General features: G+C 46.8%; 20 protein-coding genes. 11 read left to right on the top strand and 9 right to left on the bottom strand.

Annotated elements, in window-relative coordinates:
• Positions 1-25: 25 nt before the first annotated feature.
• Complete coding sequence (locus GGU45_RS13195; protein ID WP_435225418.1) at positions 26-1336, bottom strand: cytochrome ubiquinol oxidase subunit I; 1311 nt, start codon at positions 1334-1336, stop codon at positions 26-28.
• A gap of 136 nt (positions 1337-1472) precedes the next feature.
• Here GGU45_RS13195 and prfB point away from each other — a divergent pair.
• From prfB to pyrR, 3 genes are all read left to right on the top strand, one after another.
• Positions 1473-2562, top strand: a protein-coding gene (prfB, locus tag GGU45_RS13190) for a peptide chain release factor 2 (RefSeq protein WP_435225416.1) whose coding sequence is annotated in 2 segments (ribosomal slippage) — positions 1473-1532 and positions 1534-2562 — 1089 coding nt in all. Because the reading frame shifts where the segments join, the coding sequence is not laid out codon by codon here.
• Positions 2563-2688: 126 nt separating this feature from the next.
• Entirely contained in the window at positions 2689-4320 is a 1632-nt protein-coding gene (gene pruA, locus GGU45_RS13185) for an L-glutamate gamma-semialdehyde dehydrogenase (protein WP_435225414.1), read from the top strand.
• A 51-nt stretch (positions 4321-4371) separates the two neighbouring features.
• Positions 4372-4899: a bifunctional pyr operon transcriptional regulator/uracil phosphoribosyltransferase PyrR gene (gene pyrR, locus GGU45_RS13180; RefSeq protein ID WP_435225413.1), complete on the top strand. Its 528-nt coding sequence runs from the start codon at positions 4372-4374 to the stop codon at positions 4897-4899.
• An 89-nt stretch (positions 4900-4988) separates the two neighbouring features.
• Here pyrR and GGU45_RS13175 read toward each other — a convergent pair whose 3' ends face one another.
• Together GGU45_RS13175 and GGU45_RS13170 are read right to left on the bottom strand one after the other, a co-directional pair.
• Positions 4989-5201 carry a DUF4943 family protein gene (locus GGU45_RS13175; RefSeq protein ID WP_435225412.1) on the bottom strand — a complete coding sequence of 71 codons (213 nt, stop codon included), beginning with the start codon at positions 5199-5201 and terminating at the stop codon, positions 4989-4991.
• Positions 5180-5818: a hypothetical protein gene (locus GGU45_RS13170; protein WP_435225410.1), complete on the bottom strand. Its 639-nt coding sequence runs from the start codon at positions 5816-5818 to the stop codon at positions 5180-5182. The genes GGU45_RS13175 and GGU45_RS13170 overlap by 22 nt, the downstream gene beginning before the upstream one ends.
• A 366-nt stretch (positions 5819-6184) precedes the next feature.
• On the opposite strand from GGU45_RS13170, the gene GGU45_RS13165 reads away from it, so the two are divergent.
• Complete coding sequence (locus GGU45_RS13165; RefSeq protein WP_435225408.1) at positions 6185-6943, top strand: DUF6624 domain-containing protein; 759 nt, start codon at positions 6185-6187, stop codon at positions 6941-6943.
• A 110-nt stretch (positions 6944-7053) separates the two neighbouring features.
• Positions 7054-7305: a hypothetical protein gene (locus GGU45_RS13160; protein ID WP_435225407.1), complete on the top strand. Its 252-nt coding sequence runs from the start codon at positions 7054-7056 to the stop codon at positions 7303-7305.
• Between the two features lie 57 nt (positions 7306-7362).
• Here the strand turns inward: GGU45_RS13160 and GGU45_RS13155 are convergent, their stop codons facing one another.
• Together GGU45_RS13155 and GGU45_RS13150 are read right to left on the bottom strand one after the other, a co-directional pair.
• Positions 7363-7821 (bottom strand): RES family NAD+ phosphorylase, encoded by a 459-nt coding sequence (locus GGU45_RS13155; protein ID WP_435225406.1) that lies wholly within the window; start codon positions 7819-7821, stop codon positions 7363-7365.
• A 23-nt stretch (positions 7822-7844) separates the two neighbouring features.
• Positions 7845-8363 carry an Xre family toxin-antitoxin system antitoxin gene (locus tag GGU45_RS13150; RefSeq protein WP_435225405.1) on the bottom strand — a complete coding sequence of 173 codons (519 nt, stop codon included), beginning with the start codon at positions 8361-8363 and terminating at the stop codon, positions 7845-7847.
• A gap of 341 nt (positions 8364-8704) precedes the next feature.
• Between GGU45_RS13150 and GGU45_RS13145 the strand changes: the two genes are divergently transcribed.
• The gene (locus tag GGU45_RS13145) at positions 8705-10609 is read left to right on the top strand and encodes a DNA topoisomerase IV subunit B (protein WP_435225404.1); all 1905 of its coding nucleotides are present in this window, start codon (positions 8705-8707) and stop codon (positions 10607-10609) included.
• A gap of 70 nt (positions 10610-10679) precedes the next feature.
• Here GGU45_RS13145 and GGU45_RS13140 read toward each other — a convergent pair whose 3' ends face one another.
• The 4 genes from GGU45_RS13140 to GGU45_RS13125 form a co-directional block, all read right to left on the bottom strand.
• Positions 10680-11522, bottom strand: coding sequence for a hypothetical protein (locus GGU45_RS13140; RefSeq protein WP_435225402.1), 843 nt, complete (start codon positions 11520-11522; stop codon positions 10680-10682).
• Entirely contained in the window at positions 11506-12099 is a 594-nt protein-coding gene (locus GGU45_RS13135) for an RNA polymerase sigma factor (protein WP_435225400.1), read from the bottom strand. The genes GGU45_RS13140 and GGU45_RS13135 overlap by 17 nt, the downstream gene beginning before the upstream one ends.
• A gap of 87 nt (positions 12100-12186) precedes the next feature.
• A complete protein-coding gene (gene rdgB, locus GGU45_RS13130; RefSeq protein ID WP_435225398.1) occupies positions 12187-12783 on the bottom strand; it encodes an RdgB/HAM1 family non-canonical purine NTP pyrophosphatase in 597 nt (198 codons plus the stop codon).
• Positions 12780-13328 carry a hypothetical protein gene (locus tag GGU45_RS13125; protein ID WP_435225397.1) on the bottom strand — a complete coding sequence of 183 codons (549 nt, stop codon included), beginning with the start codon at positions 13326-13328 and terminating at the stop codon, positions 12780-12782. Before GGU45_RS13125 ends, rdgB begins: the two co-directional genes overlap by 4 nt.
• 134 nt (positions 13329-13462) lie before the next feature.
• On the opposite strand from GGU45_RS13125, the gene GGU45_RS13120 reads away from it, so the two are divergent.
• The 5 genes from GGU45_RS13120 to GGU45_RS13100 all read left to right on the top strand — a co-directional run bounded on the left by GGU45_RS13120 (position 13463) and on the right by GGU45_RS13100 (position 17100).
• Positions 13463-14527, top strand: coding sequence for a branched-chain amino acid aminotransferase (locus GGU45_RS13120; protein WP_435225396.1), 1065 nt, complete (start codon positions 13463-13465; stop codon positions 14525-14527).
• A gap of 158 nt (positions 14528-14685) precedes the next feature.
• Positions 14686-15279: a hypothetical protein gene (locus tag GGU45_RS13115; RefSeq protein WP_435225395.1), complete on the top strand. Its 594-nt coding sequence runs from the start codon at positions 14686-14688 to the stop codon at positions 15277-15279.
• A gap of 287 nt (positions 15280-15566) precedes the next feature.
• Entirely contained in the window at positions 15567-15941 is a 375-nt protein-coding gene (gene rpsL / locus GGU45_RS13110) for a 30S ribosomal protein S12 (RefSeq protein WP_026310044.1), read from the top strand.
• Positions 15942-15992: 51 nt separating this feature from the next.
• Positions 15993-16460, top strand: coding sequence for a 30S ribosomal protein S7 (gene rpsG / locus GGU45_RS13105; RefSeq protein WP_435225393.1), 468 nt, complete (start codon positions 15993-15995; stop codon positions 16458-16460).
• A 133-nt stretch (positions 16461-16593) separates the two neighbouring features.
• A complete protein-coding gene (locus GGU45_RS13100; protein WP_435225391.1) occupies positions 16594-17100 on the top strand; it encodes a DinB family protein in 507 nt (168 codons plus the stop codon).
• The last annotated feature ends 16 nt before the right edge of the window (positions 17101-17116 follow it).

Below are 17116 nucleotides of genomic sequence, written 5' to 3'. Positions count from 1 at the left end.
ACGATAAACCTCAAACATCAAATTTTTATGCTACATCATATAATTTACCCACCATTTTTACCTGCCGGTATAACAGGGCCATTACTACAATACTCAGTGAAACATAAACCGCTGTAAATATATAGAAGGAGTATACAATGCCAGGCATGGGCGTAACGGCATCACGCGTGCGCATAATGCCATAGATGATCCAGGGTTGCCGGCCTACTTCGGTTACCGTCCAGCCCGCCTCCACAGCAATAAAACCAAGAGGGATCGCAACGGCAAACAGTTTCAGCAGCCATCGTTTTTCCAGCCATTTTCTTTTTTTCCATAACGTAAAAAAATAAAAAACAGCAATCAGCAGCAGCAGCATCCCCAGGCCCACCATTAGCTGGAAGGCATAGTGCGTAATGGCAACGGGTGGGCGAACGTCTTTAGGGAACGCATCCAGGCCGGTTACCGGCGTTTTAAAATCACCGTGGGCCAGGAGACTCAAAGCACCGGGAATCCTTAGCGCATAATGCACCGTTTCGTGTTGTTCATCCGGAACACCTCCAAGAACGAGCGCCGCCTTTTCTTCTGTTTTAAAATGAGCTTCCATGGCTGCCAGTTTTGCCGGCTGACGTTTGGCTACATCTTTGGCTGAGATATCACCACTAAAGGGCTGCAGGATAGCGCCGGCACAGGCAAAGACTGCGGCAATACGAAAGGCTCTGGTATGAAACAAGACATTCTTACGTTTCAGGATCATGAGTGCATGCACGCCGGCCACGGCAAACCCGGTAGCAGTAAGGGCTGCCAGTATCATGTGCAGGGCCTGTGAAAACCAGGCATCGTTAAACATGGCGGCAATGGGATCAATATTCAGGTATTGCCCGTTTATATAATCAAATCCTGCAGGACTGTTCATCCAGGCATTGGCGGCAATTACCAGGATCCCCGATGCCAGCCCGCTAATGCCAACGATGACACCGGTAAACCAGTGGAACCATTTATTAAATTTGTTCCATCCGTACAGGTAAAACCCGAGGGCAATGGCTTCAATAAAAAAAGCAGTGCCTTCTAATGAAAAGGGCATGCCAAAGATAGGGCCCGCGTGCTTCATGAACTCCGGCCAGAGTAGCCCCAGTTCAAAGGACAACACCGTACCGGAAACAGCGCCAGTGGCAAAAAAAATGGCCACACCGCGGCTCCAGGCACGGGTTACATTCCGGTAAACAATGTCTCCGGTTTTGAGCCATTTAAAATGCGAAACTGCCATAAAAAGAGGCATGATCATGCCGATGCAGGAGAAAATAATGTGAAACCCCAGTGAAAGCGCCATTTGCGACCGCGCCGCAATAAAGTCATCCATAATGCATGGATTGGTTTAAAAATGAACCGTAGGTCAACGGCACTTGCAAAGATAGTCCAACTATGTGATGAAACCAATTGAACAATCGTTTGTGCAACCAGTCGCAAATCGGAAATAGGATGTATCTTTGCAACCTATGACACAGGAAAAATTACAGGATATGCGGTCCCGCGTTCTCGGGATAAGGAGGTTTCTTTGACGTCGAGAACCGTCAACAGAAAATAGATGAAGATAAACAGCTTTCGCTTAGTCCCGGTTTCTGGGATGATAATCAGCGTGCCACCGATATTTTAAAAACCTTAAAGACCAACGAATACTGGATGAACCTGTTTCGGGACGCTGAAACAGCAGTGGAGGATTTTGCGGTCTTATTTGATTTTTGGAAGGGCGGGGATGCTACAGAAGCAGAAACCCAGGAGGCTTATGATCATGCATTAGGTGTGCTGGAAGATGCTGAATTCAAGAGTACCCTCAACGAAGCCGAGGATGAATTGCCGGCGGTGATCCAGATCAATTCGGGTGCTGGTGGAACGGAAAGCCAGGACTGGGCCGAGATGATTGCCCGTATGTACCGGATGTATGGCGAAAAACAGGGCTGGAAGATCACCGAACTCGACTGGCAATGGGGCGATGGCGCTGGTATTAAAACGGCTACCCTGCAGTTTGAAGGGCCATTTGCTTATGGTTTCTTAAAGGCGGAGAGCGGCGTACATCGCCTGGTGCGGATATCACCGTTCGACAGCAATGCCCGCAGGCATACTTCTTTTGCATCGGTATTTGTGTACCCGCTGGTGGATGATACGATCGATATTGAGATCAAAGATTCCGAAGTGAAAATGGAAACAGCGCGCAGTGGTGGTGCCGGCGGACAAAATGTAAATAAAGTAGAAACGAAAGTATTCCTTACGCACATACCAACGGGTATTGTAGTGGTTTGTCAAACCGAACGTACCCAAATGGGCAACCGGGAAAAAGCCATGCAGATGCTGAAAAGCCGGTTATATGAGGAAGAACTGCGCAAGCGCGAGGAGCTGAAAAATGCAGCCAACGCCAATAAGAAAAAAATTGAATGGGGCAGCCAGATCCGCAGCTATGTGTTCCATCCTTATAAAATGATCAAGGATCACCGCACAGATTTTGAGGTAGGAAATGTGCAGCCGGTGATGGATGGCGAACTGGATGGGTTTATTAAGGCCTATCTGATGCAGCGTAAGGAAACGGTTTAAATAATGGGGAACGCGAAACCCATGTTCAATAAGCGGATCATTGGGGATAGAGACCGTTCAGGGCTTCAGCCAACGGATGGCTTCATTCTCAAATTAAAAATCTTCAAATCTTCAAATTGAAATAATATGCACCAGGGATCATTTTCCTATCCTTTGCCGGCCAATGAGCCGGTACTGAACTACGCCCCCGGAAGTAAAGAACGGGAAGACCTCAAAGCAGCCATTGCATTGCTGAAGAGTCAGAAATTAGACGTGCCTATGTATATTGGCGCCGATGAGGTACGTACTTCAAAAAAAGAAGCCCTGCGTCCTCCGCATGAGCACCAGTTCGTACTGGGGAAATTTTCCATCGGCGAAAAAAAACATGTACAGCAGGCAGTAAATGCGGCATTGACCGCAAAAAAAGGCTGGGAGGCGATGACCTGGGAAAGCCGCGCCGGCATTTTTCTTAAAGCTGCGGATCTGATCGCTACCAAATACCGTGGGCAAATGAACGCCGCTACCATGCTGGGGCAAAGTAAAAACGCTTACCAGGCGGAGATCGACAGCGCCTGTGAGCTGATCGATTTTTTGCGCTTCAATGTCCATTTCCTGAGCGAGATCTATAAACAGCAACCGGTTAGCGGCGCTGGTATGCACAACCGGCTGGAGTACCGCCCGCTTGAAGGGTTTGTACTGGCCATTACCCCTTTTAATTTTACGGCCATCGGCGGCAACCTGCCTACCTCCGCAGCCATGTCCGGCAATGTAGTGGTTTGGAAGCCCGCTCATACACAGATCTACTCCGCACAACTCTTTATGCGCATCCTGATAGAAGCGGGGCTGCCGGATGGGGTCATTAACCTTATCTATGTAGATGGCCCTGTAGTAGGAGAAGTGTGTTTTAATCACCGGGATTTTGCCGGTGTCCATTTTACAGGTTCTACAGGCGTTTTTAACCACATGTGGGAAACCATCGGGAAAAATATACCAAAATACAAAAGCTATCCACGTATTGTGGGAGAAACAGGAGGAAAGGATTTTGTGATGGTACATAAAAGTGCCCGCCCGGATGTGGTGGCCACTGCACTGCTGAGAGGGGCTTTTGAATTTCAGGGGCAAAAGTGCTCTGCGGCGTCCCGCGCCTACATTCCGTCTAACCTTTGGAAGGAAGTGAAGCAATTGCTGATAGAGGGCATCAGCTCCTTTAAAATAGGATCAGTAGAAGATTTCAGTAATTTCATCAACGCAGTTATCGATGAAAAAAGTTTTGATAAGATCAAGGGCTATATTGATAAAGCCCGGAAGGATCCGAAAGCCCGTATTGTAGCGGGTGGTAGCTGCGACAAAAGCGAAGGATATTTTATCCAGCCTACGGTAATTGAAGCGAAAGACCCGCAATTTATTACAATGTGCGAGGAGATTTTTGGTCCTGTATTAACAGTATATGTATATCCGGCCGGAAGTTTTGAAAAGACCCTGGACCTGGTAGACAGTACTTCTCCTTATGCGTTAACCGGCTCCATCATTGCTACCGACCGGGCAGCAATAGAAACAGCTACAAAGCGTCTTTCCAATGCCGCGGGTAATTTTTACATTAACGATAAACCTACGGGTGCCGTAGTGGGGCAGCAGCCGTTTGGAGGCGCCCGCGCTTCAGGAACCAATGATAAGGCCGGGTCCATCCTGAACCTTTATCGCTGGCTGAGCGTACGCACGGTTAAGGAAACCTTTAATCCGCCGGTAGACTACCGGTATCCGTTCATGGCGGCGGAGTGATATTTGTGTAAAGCCTGGAACTTGAAACGTTAAACCTGAAACCGTTTAGTCTTGAAACTGATTCTAAAACCCGAAGAGATCGCGATCACCATCCGGCGGCTGGCACACCAGATTGTGGAGAACCATGATGATTTTTCAAAGATCGCCATTATTGGTCTGCAGCCACGAGGCATTTTTTTATCGAACCGCATTTGTGCCGAGATACAAAAAATATCAAAGGGACAGCCGATCGATTACGGAAAACTGGATATTACCTTTTACCGGGATGATGTGCGCAATGAACTGCATACGGCCAATGAAACAGATATCCCGTTTTCTGTTGAAGGAAAGGACGTGATCCTTATAGATGATGTGCTGTACACCGGCCGCACCACGCGCGCGGCCTTCGATGCCCTGCTGGACTATGGCCGGCCAAAAAAAGTAGAACTCTGCGTATTGATCGATCGCCGGTTTACCCGGGAGTTTCCCATACAGGCCGACTATGTGGGCAAGTATATCGACTCTTTTGAAACACAGAAAGTACTGGTACGCTGGACAGAAAACAGCGACCGGGATCATGTGACTATGATAGAAGGATAAACGAATTGATGAAATAGAGGAAAGGGTAAGGAGTACCATTCCTTTCCCTGTTCGGGGTGCCATATCTGCCAATCAATCTGTCGCTTGCATTACATCCACTTGTAGGGTGTGCCGGTTAAGGCGCCTTTGGTTTTCCAGTTGCCATTTTTATTTTCGCTCCACCATTGCCGGTACCGTTCGCTGAGCATCAGTATTTCGGCTGCGGTAATGCCTTTATATCTTTCGTTGATCGATTTGGAAGTATCGATGAGATACCCGGCAAGCGGGGAAACTCCCCTGATTATTCCAGTATCACACCCCATTCCGCTACATGAAAACCTTCCCTGCGAATGGTTTCCTGTTTGTGATAAGGAGGCAGTTGTATGGGTTTGTCAAGTGCCTTTACCAGGTAAAATAATCTTAAAACGGCATCCGGTTGTTCAGAAAAATGCAGTTGGATCAGCTTTTCAATCAGGGGCTTTTCCTGTGGATAAACCGCATAATAAGGAGCTCCCTTTAACCTGGGGATCCAGTAATCAATAAAATCGCCGATCTCATTGGGCTTAAACTGACAGGCGGTCATATCCGCCTCAAAAAAGTGCTGCAGGCTATCGCGCGGTACCACCCGGCCGGCATTCTTTTGCCAGTTATGGGGTTGTTGGCTTTCATAAAAAAGATAATTGTATTGTCCGTCGATTTTACCGGAGGGGGCTACCCGCACATTCCAGCCGGTATGGTAGGTGGGTATGGACGCAATAACAGAGCCACCCAGGGGAAAGCTCAAATTGATCTGAAGATCCGTTTCTTTTAATGGGTAGAGGTACACATTGGGCTTGTAAGCTATCGTACAGTTTTTACAGGGCGCGGGTCCGGGATTGTCTTTTTTGCAGCTCAGCAAAAGAACCATACTCAAAGCAATCAGAAAATGTATTTTACACATAAAATTAGTTTTTCATTCAAGACGAAAAAACCTGGCCAGGCGCAACAGGATACCCGAAAGTACGGCATTCCTTTAAAAAATAGTCCGGTCTGAAGGCTCCCGGGGCGGTTTGGTCAAGCGCGTTCATTGAGGTATACCGGTTTAGCAAACCAATGGGCGGCGATTAAAAAGGGGACGGTGATCATTCAACAGCGGGTTTTAACCAGGATCCGAACTTTTGAATGATAAAGTTGTTCCTGGTAGTATGGAGCGGTGTCGTACACGATTGTTTTGGTGCTTCTTATGCCTCTTTTTTCATAAAGGAATACGAAGCCAGACGTGATTCCATATGATCGTATTTCCAGTGAATTAGAGGATGTTCTGAAGATGGATCAGGGCCCTCGCGATACCTTAAATGCATTGGTGGGAACCTACGGCGCCAACGCTGATACCGTAAACCATTACTGGGCATATATCCATAAAATAGATGCATTAAATACCATAAAAATTTCCCGGATTATTGATCAATATGGCTGGCCGGATCAACGGCGGATTTCGCCGGAAGCTTCAAAAACATTATGGCTTGTTGTGCAGCACGCAGACTCCCTTACCCGCGAAAAATACCTGCCGGTACTGGAGCGGGCGGCTTCGGAAGGGAAGGCTTCCAAAATACATGCAGCCTACCTGTACGACCGGGTACAGATGTTCAGGGAACGGTTTCAGCTTTATGGAACCCAGCTGGGCGGCGACTACGCCGGCAATACGATATTATGGCCGGTGAAAGATATGTTGCATCTGAACGCACGCCGGAAGGCAATGGGATTGAGCCCGATAAAAGAGGCGCTTAAAAATTACCCGGTTTCCTGGTCAAACCCGGCTTATGATTCGCTGGCTGGCAAGATTGTTTTTTATGGGCTGGTCAGCGATGCGCAGGGGCGCGGACTTCCCGGAGTACGGATCTGTGAGCGATCTGGAGCGATGACCGGCAAAACCGGCCCGCAGGGATATTTCAGGGTTTTGGCAAACCGGCAGGTATTGCGGAAAGGGCTGTTATTCAAAAGAAAGGGATATAACTCTTTCCGGTATCAGTTTAATAACAAAAAGGCAGAAGTATTTTATGACGCCATCCGTTTAATCGAAAACTGACTGTTTGAGCGGGATGCATAACAACCAAGGCGTTCTTTGGCCTGATCTTGGTGGTTTTTAAGAGATACCTGTCGGCACTGCCCGGCTTTTTCATCATTAAAAAAAATGTTATGGAAACGGGAAAACAGTTTTCGATTGAAGCAACCATCCATGGTAAGCGAACCCAGATACAGGTAACACCTGCAGAGACAACGGATGGGGTTACGTTTTATAAGTGTATGGCCGGATCAGAGGAAATTACACAGATCCGGAATGACGAAGGGTACTGGAAGCAGATCTGGGGAGCGCTGAATAGCGATGAAATAGTGGCGATAGGCGCGATCATTGATTCTTATGCAGAGAAAAATAAAATTGTCTCCTGATGCATGAATCTGTCCTGCATTGTATCCGTATTCAGCAGGGGATTGTGCCTGGAGGATTTAGAATAACCGTTTATCAAATGTTACGTTTCGGCGATGTACAATCCTCACTTTCTTCATATCGGGGTGCAGCGGGTTTAGCACATAGTTCCATTCTTCTGGCATTATAATACTGGGAACCATCAACAGGAGTGCCTTACTTCTTTTTAAAAAGAGATCACCTAATTGTGCCGTTGCCTGCGCACTTCCGGACAGGTTCCAATCTGCCGGGAGCATTCCCAATGATACCTGATCTGTTGGTTGGGTATCCGCAACTTCGAGTGTCAATAATATATAAGGTTTAACGGTTAGCATTTTTGCGGGAGTATGCGCCAGTATTTCCAGCAATGCCAATGCGCGGCTTGCTGATGTATATAATGCAAAGTGGCCTTCGTTGTTCCAACGTCCCCCGCTCATCCAGGCGCCTTTTCCTGAAAGGTCCATAGCAAAGGGCTCCTGGGCAATTCTGTAAATAAGCAATGTGTTATTTTTTAAATGGGATGCTACGAATATACCCCGTATTCCAAACGGCCAAGTATTTTATAAAGTATTTGGATACCAAAAGTAGTATCCAGAAAATCGATTGGTTTTTTATTGTCCAATGCGGGTAAAGGGCTCTGCAGCCATTCTGCAAAATACGCTGCGGTACCGATCACTTCTATACCTCGTTGTACAAAAGCTGCAAGCTCCAATACCTTTTCGGTTTTGAGTGTATCTAATAGCTCATTATCCTGTTTGCGCTGGATATTGCGATGGGATGAATGCAACAGGCTGCTCAGCTGCTCCATGCTGATGCCCATATACATGGCCAGGGATTTTAAAGTGGCCTTTTTGATCCCTGTTCGCGTAAGCGCAATCAAGTCAAGATCTCCGGAAAGCGGTTGGTTTACGGCCTTGTTTCCGCCCAGTATGATACGCAAATTGGGGCCGGTATATTGCAGGTCCGGGGCGGGTTCATTAACAACCGAAAGAAAATCTTCTTCATTGACCGGGAAGTGTTTTGTTTTTGAATCTTTTTTCATGTTCATCCCATTTTCTCAAATTTACGACATTTTGTTTTATTTTTTTACATTTTGTCGCTTTTTACTCAAATAAAAACCAATGAATAATTTTTAAAAGGCTTTATACAAGGGGCGGGAATGCCTCCGGCGAGCTGGGGGGCGATCGTAAAAATGTCAGCAAACCCATGCCCGCACTATCGCTGGTAAGGTAAAGGAATATAAGCCTGTCCATTGGCAAACAAAACAATACGAAGGGAAAATATAAAAGATCAATCTCCTGAAATATTTTTACTTTTGAGCGTTTCATTCCGGGCAGGAACAGACTGCCGGATATGGCAGGCACTTAAAAAAGGATTTGATTCATGGCAAAAGACATTGTAGCACCCAAGGCAGGCGTAACGTATGATGAAGACAGTATTAAAAGTCTCGATTGGAAAGAACACATCCGGCTTCGCCCGGGGATGTATATCGGAAAATTAGGCGATGGCGGCAGTCCGGATGATGGTATCTATGTGTTGGTAAAAGAGGTAATGGATAACTGTATTGACGAATACATGATGGGCTATGGGAAAACCATTGAGTTGACCATTAAAGATAATACGGTTACAATAAGAGATTACGGGCGTGGTATACCCCTTGGCAAGGTAGTGGATGTGGTAAGTAAGATCAATACCGGTGCAAAATACGACAGCCGCGCTTTTCAGAAATCAGTAGGGTTAAATGGTGTAGGTACCAAGGCGGTGAACGCGCTCAGCAACTATTTTAAAGTGGTTGCGGTACGTGATGGTAAAGATAAGATGGCCGAATTTGAGCGGGGCGTACTTGTAAAAGAGAGCAAGGAGGCTAAAACAGGCGAGGATAATGGCACGCTCGTAACCTTCATTCCCGATGACACCATCTTCAAAAATTTTAAATTTCATCCCGAGTTCCTTGAAAACCTCATCTGGAATTATTGTTTCCTGAACGCAGGACTGAAGATTGTTTTTAACGGCAAGACCTATGTTAGCCGTAATGGTTTGCTGGACCTGCTGCAACGGAAAACCAATGAAGACGAGATCAGGTACCCCATCATCCATTTGAAAGGAGAGGATATTGAAGTAGCCGTTACCCATGGAAATGATTATGGCGAAGAGTTGTACAGTTTTGTAAATGGTCAGCATACTACCCAGGGTGGTACGCATCAGCAGGCATTCCGGGAAGCGTTTGTGAAAACCATCCGCGAGTTCTATAAAAAAGATTATGAAGCTTCGGATATTCGCGGGGCCATTGTAGCAGCCGTAGCGGTACGGGTGGTAGAGCCTGTATTTGAAAGCCAAACCAAAACGAAGCTTGGGTCGCAGAACGTAGATATCAACGGGCCCAGCATGAAGCAGTTTGTGGGCGATTTTCTTTCCAGGGAACTGGATAACTACCTGCACAAAAACCCTTCAACCGCGGAAATACTCAAAAAGCGCATTGAACAAAGCGAGCGGGAACGCAAGGATCTTGCCGGCATTAAAAAGCTGGCCAATGAGCGGGCAAAAAAAGCCAACCTGCATAATAAAAAGTTGCGCGACTGCCGTTATCATCTCAATGATGATACGCCTTCGAAAGGAAAGGAAGAGTTTATTGCAAAGCAAAATGAAACTACTATTTTTATTACCGAAGGAGATAGCGCCAGCGGTTCAATTACCAAAGCCCGCAATGTAGAAACCCAGGCAGTTTTTAGCTTGCGGGGTAAACCGCTGAACAGTTTTGGGCTTACAAAGAAAGTGGTATACGAAAACGAGGAGTTTAACTTGTTGCAGCATGCTTTGAATATTGAGGAGGGAATGGAAGGGCTGCGCTTCAATAATATTGTTATTGCTACGGATGCGGATGTGGATGGAATGCATATCCGGCTGCTGATTATGACCTTTTTTCTGCAGTTTTTTCCCGAGCTGGTAAAACAGGAAAAAGTATATGTATTGGAAACGCCTTTGTTCCGGGTGCGCGACAAGAAGGAAACAATTTACTGCTATAGCGAAACAGAAAAAAAAGCGGCGATTAAAAAGCTAAGTGGCAAGCCCGAGGTGACCCGTTTTAAAGGGCTGGGGGAGATCAGCCCCGAAGAATTTGCCCAGTTTATTGCAGGTGATATGCGCAAGCAACTAATGCGGCTGGAGCAGGGAGATCATATTCAGCAATTGCTGGAATATTATATGGGAAAAAATACAATGGATCGGCAGGAATTTATCATCGACAACCTGGTTGTGGAAATAGACCAGGCAGAAGAAGCTGCCGCTTAACGCAATGGGGCCAATGCAGACGCTGTTCGTCTGCGTCCGGTTTTTGCATTTGGCGTCTGAGGAAGAATTCTTATAAATCCGTATTTTCCGAACGGGCCAGTTCAAGAATGTCAAGGAAGTTATCCGGAGTAGCCGCTACCGGGGCCTTGGCCATTTCCTTTTGCCATTGTTCAATCTGGTAATTGCAGTCATTGCTGGTATTTTCACCAGCGACACAGTCTGCCATATTACCTAATTTTTTTGACATCCGCACCACATTGCCATCCTCTGTCATCAGCATAATATAACGCCCCTGGATGGCTTTGTTCTTCTCCACGGTTGTATTATAGGTATTACCGGAAGACGTTCTGATTTGCTGGGGTTTAATGGGCGTATTCAGGGCAAGGTCGCCTGTTGTTTCCACATGGGGTTTTTCTGCGGGCTTGATATCGGGGATCGGATGGGCCATAGGAGGAGGCGCCACCGGACCCTTTTTTTCAAAAAGCCCGGAGATCATGTTATTGGAGTTTTTATGGGACTTTTCAACAAGATGAAAAATGGAAAATCCCAGCAATCCAGCAATACAAGCCGCTACGGCATATTTTGACCAATTAAAAACACTTTTTTTAACGGGATGCAATTTTGACGCGGACCTGGTAGCATGGAGCTCCGTTTCTATTTTATCCCAGGCTAAAGGAGGGGGGGGGGCTTCAAGGCCCCGGAGTTTTTCAGCAATGGGGGCAAAAGCCTGCTCTCCTTCAAGATGTTCAAAAATATGGTTCCAGGCGGCTGCAGGCGGCTCCGCTTCAAGCGCCTGTAATGGCCGCGCCCATGATTTTAGCGCTTGCCATTCTTCCAGCTCCGCGGCTATATGGTTCCATGCTGCAACCGGGGGCGTTACCTGGTGGTTATATAATTTATGTTGGCTGTCCATTGCTTATCGTGTCCATTTTATCTTTATTCTCAATGTATTTTTTTACCAGGTCCTGCAGGATCGCTTTCGCGCGCGACAACTGCGATTTACTGGTTCCTTCGCTGATACCCAGCATTTCGCCGATTTCTTTATGTGAGTAACCTTCAACCACATACATATTGAAAACCGTGCGGTAACCGGGAGATAATTGCGTAATCAGTTGTAAAATATCCTTTTCAGCCAGTTCGTCCAATACAGAAACATATTTCCCCTCAATAGTATTCTCTTCCTTTTCAGTTACTGGTTGCAGGTATTTTTTACGACGGAAATGCTCAATAGCTGTGTTTACAAAAATACGACGTACCCACCCCTCAAATGATCCGTCTCCGCGAAAACTGTCCAACTTCCTATAAACCTTAATGAACGCGTCCTGCAATATATCCTGTGCTTCTTCAGTATTAGAGGCATAACGCAGGCAAACAGCATACATTTTGGAAGAAAAGCGGCGGTACAGTTCTTCCTGCATCCTCCGGTCTCCGTCAATACATCCTTTAATTAAGTCGCTGTCCTGAATATTATGGTTGCTTTCTGTGTTCAAATTTTTAAATTTTTTAAAAAGTCGGGCCTGGTTGATACGTTTAAAAGTTTAAAGGTTAACAATGCGCCCCTGTCAACTTATAAACTTTTAAACTTGTTTACTACCTGCAAGCCCCGTCAAATATACCACCAGTTTTTTAACTGCCTTCTTCCGGTGGCTAAATTCCTGTTTTTCTTCCAAAGTCATTTGGCCAAATGTTTTATTGCTCCCTTCGGGGATAAAAACGGGATCGTACCCAAACCCGTTGGTCCCGAGGGGGGCCGGCGCAATGGTGCCGCTGCAAAGTCCTTCAAAAAGGGTTTCCTTTCCATCGATGATGAGCGATATAACGGTTTTAAACCGGGCTTTCCTATTTCCTTTGTCCCTTAATAGCGCCAGCAATTTGTCCGTATTGGACGTATATTCCGGCTCCTCATCCGCAAAGCGGGCGCTGCGCACTCCCGGGGCGCCATCAAGTGCTTCTGCTTCAAGTCCGCTGTCTTCACTGAAGCAGTTTTTGCCGGAAAGTTCGTAAATAACCATCGATTTTTCGGTAGCGTTAGCCTCCAGGGAGGGGTGAGGTTCGGGAATTTCCTTAAAAATGCCGGCTTCCCGCAGGCTGACAATTGAAAACCCTTCCGGTAATGCCTGCCGGATTTCCCGCACTTTGTTGTCATTGTTGGTGGCAAAAATGAGCTCAATCATATATGGAACATTTTTTTCAGGCTGGCCCAAAGCTGGGTCTTGGCCGGTTTGTCTTCTTTAAGTTCATGCAAGGCCGGGGCATGTACCACGGTTAGCCCCGCAAATTGCTGCACCTGGTACGGCGGAATTTCGAAGGGAAAACCAAAGGCCGCGGTTGTAGTTCCAAACAGTAAAACCTCCTTGCTCTGGAAATGCTCCGTAATTGCTTTGTAATCCAAACCGGGGTCGTTATTGCGGTTTACAATGGCTATATCGTTGGGCGTAAGTTTGCAGGCGTTGAGCAATTGCGAGAGGAATTGAAATGCTGTGTCGGGCAGGTGCAGGTCCTCCTGGTAGTGCACCACTACCAGTATATTTTTCTTATTTCCTCCCAGCCATTTCCATTCGGCTGCTGCGGAAGCAACGGGCGCTTCTTCTGCAGAAACAACAGCAGCCAGCTCCGGCTGCGCAGGAACGGCGGCAGCATCTACGCCAGGCACAGACAGGGACCTGGCGTACAATTGTACAATCAGTTGTGGGGACAAATCAATTTGATTCAGATTCATTTTTATTGTTTTCCTATTTGCCTATGTGGTTCAACTTTATGTGGGATCAAGGCCTGATCCTGATTTTTTGCGTCCGGGGTTTTCGTATCTTCGCAGGACTCCCGGAAAGGTATCGGGATCAAAAATAATATTTTATGGTGGAAGCAATGAGCATACCGGTAACGAAGATCGGTAAAAGCAATCTGGAAAAGGTGGATTTTAACCACCTGGGTTTTGGTAAATATTTTTCTGACCACATGCTGGAAGCGGATTACGTGGATGGTCAGTGGACAAATGTTAATATCCGCCCCTATGAGTCCCTCGGCTTCCTGCCCGCCCTATCTGTATTACATTACTCACAAACCATATTTGAAGGACAAAAAGCGCATAAGGACGAGAATGGGAACATCCATATCTTCCGGCCACAGGAGAACTGGAAGCGCATGAACCGTTCGGCGGAACGCCTGGCCATGCCCCCGGTTCCAGAGGAGATCTTTATAGACGGGATGAAACAGTTGGTGGAGCTGGATAAGGATTTTATTCCTTCCGGTTATGATGAATCGCTTTATATACGCCCTTTTCTCTTTGCCACCGAAGAAACCCTGGGTGTAAAGGAGTCTTCTTCTTATAAATTTCTGATCATTACGGGCCCTGCGGGGTCCTATTTTTCTGCACCGGCCCGCATTTATGTAGAGGAAAAGTATACAAGGGCTGCTCCGGGCGGAACAGGGTTTGCCAAAACAGGAGGCAACTATGCCGCCTCCCTGCTGTCTTCTGCGGAAGCTAAAAAACAGGGCTACGATCAGGTATTGTGGATGGATGCGCTGGAACACCGGTATGTGCAGGAGGTAGGAGCCATGAACATTATGTTTATTATAGGTGATACATTGGTAACACCGGATCTTACAGACGGTACCATTTTGAGCGGCATCACACGCCTGAGTTTGCTGGAGCGGTTCCGCGATCAGGGTTTTAAAGTAGAAGAGCGCAGGGTGTCAATTGACGAACTGATGGGTGCTTATAAAGCCGGCACCCTGAAGGAGGTATTCGGGTGCGGCACCGCAGCCACTATTTCTCACGTAAAAGAATTGAAATACAAAGATTTTGTAATGGAGTTTGATGTAGACAGCATGGCCATCTCCGCAGAGATGAAAAAGTACCTGCTGGATTATAAAGAAAATAAACACGGCGACCCTTATGGATGGCTGGAGCGGGTTTAGGTGATCATGATCTTTAACAGATAAACAGGTCCGGAAGCAATTTCGGACCTGTTTCGTTAAATAACAAACCCTTTGGTTTTCATTAAATTATTGCTAACAGGCACCAGACTATTTTTGGGGCCTGCTGTTGATTATTCACCAATTAAAACAATAATTTTATGAGATCATTAAACGCAAAACGCTTATGCAGAACCTCCGGGGGGTATATAACCGGGCTGCTGTTTTTTAGCGCCGTTTGTTTTACCGCTGATGCACAAACCGGGCCCCGGAAGCACCTGGCAGGGATCAGTACCGGGGTGCAGTGGGCAGATGGCTGGGGAATAAGACCCGCTGTTACGTTGAGCTATGAATGGAAGTTTACCCCGCACAGCAGTATAGAAACCGGCTTAAAGTATACCAATTATCCGGGGGGACAATACTATGATCCGGCTTCTGAACACTGGAGAACAACAAATGGAAGGTATCATTATTTTACACTACCTGTTTTATATAAGTACAGTTCTCCGATCGTAAACATTGCAGCGGGACCAACCATCAGTCTGATGACGGGAACCTTTCCTCCGGAAGGCTGGGGGCAAAAAGCCTTTGGGAAAGGGTTAAGAAAGCCGGCGCTGGGATACCAGTTCAAGTTGAGTAAAACCATCCGGTTAACGGAACGGCTGGTGCTGGAACCTGAAGTGTCTGTTTTTGGAAGCGAGTATTTTAAACGTCCGCAGGCGGAAGCGGGTGTTGGGTTCAAATACCGGTTTTAGGAGAATGAGCACTCCCTGATTCCCGCAGGGGGGATGGGAGCCGGCACGGAGGGGGCCGGTGTGGTATATTAACCGCATGCAGCGGCATCTTTAGAAAGCGGAATGCTGTAATTGTTTAAAAAACAGATGATTAGATGTTATGCAGTACAAGTGAGTGACACAACCGGGATGGGCAATATTCCGGTGATGGGACAAAAAATAAAGGCCGGTCAGAAAAAATGTGAATTATTTTTGTAAGTTCATGAACAAATGCTACCTTTGCCGTCCTAAATTTAAAGCATTAAAGAATGCCTACTATTAATCAGTTAGTTCGTAAAGGAAGAGAAATCATAAGGGCAAAAAGCAAATCCAGAGCGCTGGATCAGTGTCCGCAGCGTCGTGGTGTTTGTACCCGTGTTTATACAACCACTCCTAAAAAGCCAAACTCTGCGCTACGTAAAGTAGCTAAAGTGCGTTTGACCAATAAAGTAGAGGTGATCGCTTACATTCCGGGTGAAGGGCACAACCTGCAGGAGCACTCGATCGTATTGATCAGAGGTGGTCGTGTGAAGGATTTACCAGGTGTGCGGTATCATATTGTACGCGGAAGCCTGGATACTGCCGGTGTAAAAGACCGTAAGCAGAGCCGCTCCAAATATGGAACTAAAAAAGCTAAAAAGTAATTTTTAGACGTTAGACATTAGATTTTAGACATTAGATATAAACTATAAAAGATGCGTAAAGCACAAGCCAAGAAACTTCCGTTAGCGCCGGATCCCAAATTCAACGATAAACTGGTTACCCGTTTTGTAAACAACCTGATGTGGGAAGGTAAAAAAAGTGGAGCTTTCACTATTTTTTACGATGCACTGGACAAGGTTGCAAAACAAACCAATGAAGATGGGTACGAAATCTGGAAAAAGGCTTTGACCAATGTAACACCTGCGGTTGAAGTACGCAGCCGTCGTATTGGTGGTGCCACCTTCCAGATTCCTTCTGAGGTGCGTCCGGATCGTAAAATTTCTTTGAGCATTAAATGGCTGATCCGTTACAGCCGCGACCGGAACGGCCGCAGCATGGCAGATAAACTGGCTAACGAAATTGTTGCCGCCAGCAAAGGTGAGGGTGCTGCTTTCAAAAAGAAAGAAGATACACACCGTATGGCAGAGGCCAACAAGGCGTTTGCACACTTCAGAGTATAATGTTTTAGGATATAAAGATGCTTTAAACAGAGGTCTGTTCCGAAAGGAGCGGGCTTTTGTATTTTAAATATGTGGTGTAAATTTGCCTGCAACCGGTGTTTGAATACCAGGGTATCAATTAAAAGCAACAACATTGGAAACAAAAAAAGAAGTGTGGTTACGCGGGGAGAGCGACCCGTATCTGGCAGCCGAGCTGCAGCCCGCAGCAGATGCGCTGCTGCAGGCCGGTGAAGAACTGGAAGCATTGCTGGCAGATTTTCCGGACGATCGCCTATGGGAGCGCCCTGCTGGTGTTGCCGCTGTGGGTTTTCACCTTAAACATATTGCCGGTGTACTGGATCGTTTGCTGTCCTATGCCGAAGAGAAGATGCTTTCCCCCGAACAGCTGGAATACCTGAAAAGCGAGGCCATTGACCAGGGGCATACCGCACAGGATTTATTGCAGGAAGTGCGGGTGGGCATCCAACAAACGATCCGCCGGTACCGGAAACTGGATCCTTCTTTATTAACAGCGCTCCGGCAGGTTGGAAGAGCAGGGCTGCCTTCAACGGTGATCGGGCTTTGCTTTCATGCTGCGGAGCATACCATGCGGCATACGGGGCAGCTGCTGGTAACGGTTAAAGTGCTTCAGTATTTGTAACCGGCTATAGGCGTTG

The sequence above is a fragment of the Niabella hirudinis genome, assembly GCF_051201075.1.
Lineage (GTDB): Bacteria > Bacteroidota > Bacteroidia > Chitinophagales > Chitinophagaceae > Niabella > Niabella hirudinis.
This window is presented reverse-complemented; position numbering and strand designations above follow the sequence as displayed.

Bases quoted from the DNA above. Each gene is read 5' to 3' on its own strand.
- GGU45_RS13195 (WP_435225418.1), bottom strand. From the start codon at position 1,336: ATGGATGACTTTATTGCGGCGCGGTCGCAAATGGCGCTTTCACTGGGG.
- pruA (WP_435225414.1), top strand. From the start codon at position 2,689: ATGCACCAGGGATCATTTTCCTATCCTTTGCCGGCCAATGAGCCGGTA.
- GGU45_RS13175 (WP_435225412.1), bottom strand. From the start codon at position 5,201: ATGGGGTGTGATACTGGAATAATCAGGGGAGTTTCCCCGCTTGCCGGG.
- GGU45_RS13170 (WP_435225410.1), bottom strand. From the start codon at position 5,818: ATGTGTAAAATACATTTTCTGATTGCTTTGAGTATGGTTCTTTTGCTG.
- GGU45_RS13165 (WP_435225408.1), top strand. From the start codon at position 6,185: ATGGATCAGGGCCCTCGCGATACCTTAAATGCATTGGTGGGAACCTAC.
- GGU45_RS13160 (WP_435225407.1), top strand. From the start codon at position 7,054: ATGGAAACGGGAAAACAGTTTTCGATTGAAGCAACCATCCATGGTAAG.
- GGU45_RS13150 (WP_435225405.1), bottom strand. From the start codon at position 8,363: ATGAAAAAAGATTCAAAAACAAAACACTTCCCGGTCAATGAAGAAGAT.
- GGU45_RS13145 (WP_435225404.1), top strand. From the start codon at position 8,705: ATGGCAAAAGACATTGTAGCACCCAAGGCAGGCGTAACGTATGATGAA.
- GGU45_RS13140 (WP_435225402.1), bottom strand. From the start codon at position 11,522: ATGGACAGCCAACATAAATTATATAACCACCAGGTAACGCCCCCGGTT.
- rdgB (WP_435225398.1), bottom strand. From the start codon at position 12,783: ATGATTGAGCTCATTTTTGCCACCAACAATGACAACAAAGTGCGGGAA.
- GGU45_RS13125 (WP_435225397.1), bottom strand. From the start codon at position 13,328: ATGAATCTGAATCAAATTGATTTGTCCCCACAACTGATTGTACAATTG.
- GGU45_RS13120 (WP_435225396.1), top strand. From the start codon at position 13,463: ATGGTGGAAGCAATGAGCATACCGGTAACGAAGATCGGTAAAAGCAAT.
- GGU45_RS13115 (WP_435225395.1), top strand. From the start codon at position 14,686: ATGAGATCATTAAACGCAAAACGCTTATGCAGAACCTCCGGGGGGTAT.
- rpsL (WP_026310044.1), top strand. From the start codon at position 15,567: ATGCCTACTATTAATCAGTTAGTTCGTAAAGGAAGAGAAATCATAAGG.
- rpsG (WP_435225393.1), top strand. From the start codon at position 15,993: ATGCGTAAAGCACAAGCCAAGAAACTTCCGTTAGCGCCGGATCCCAAA.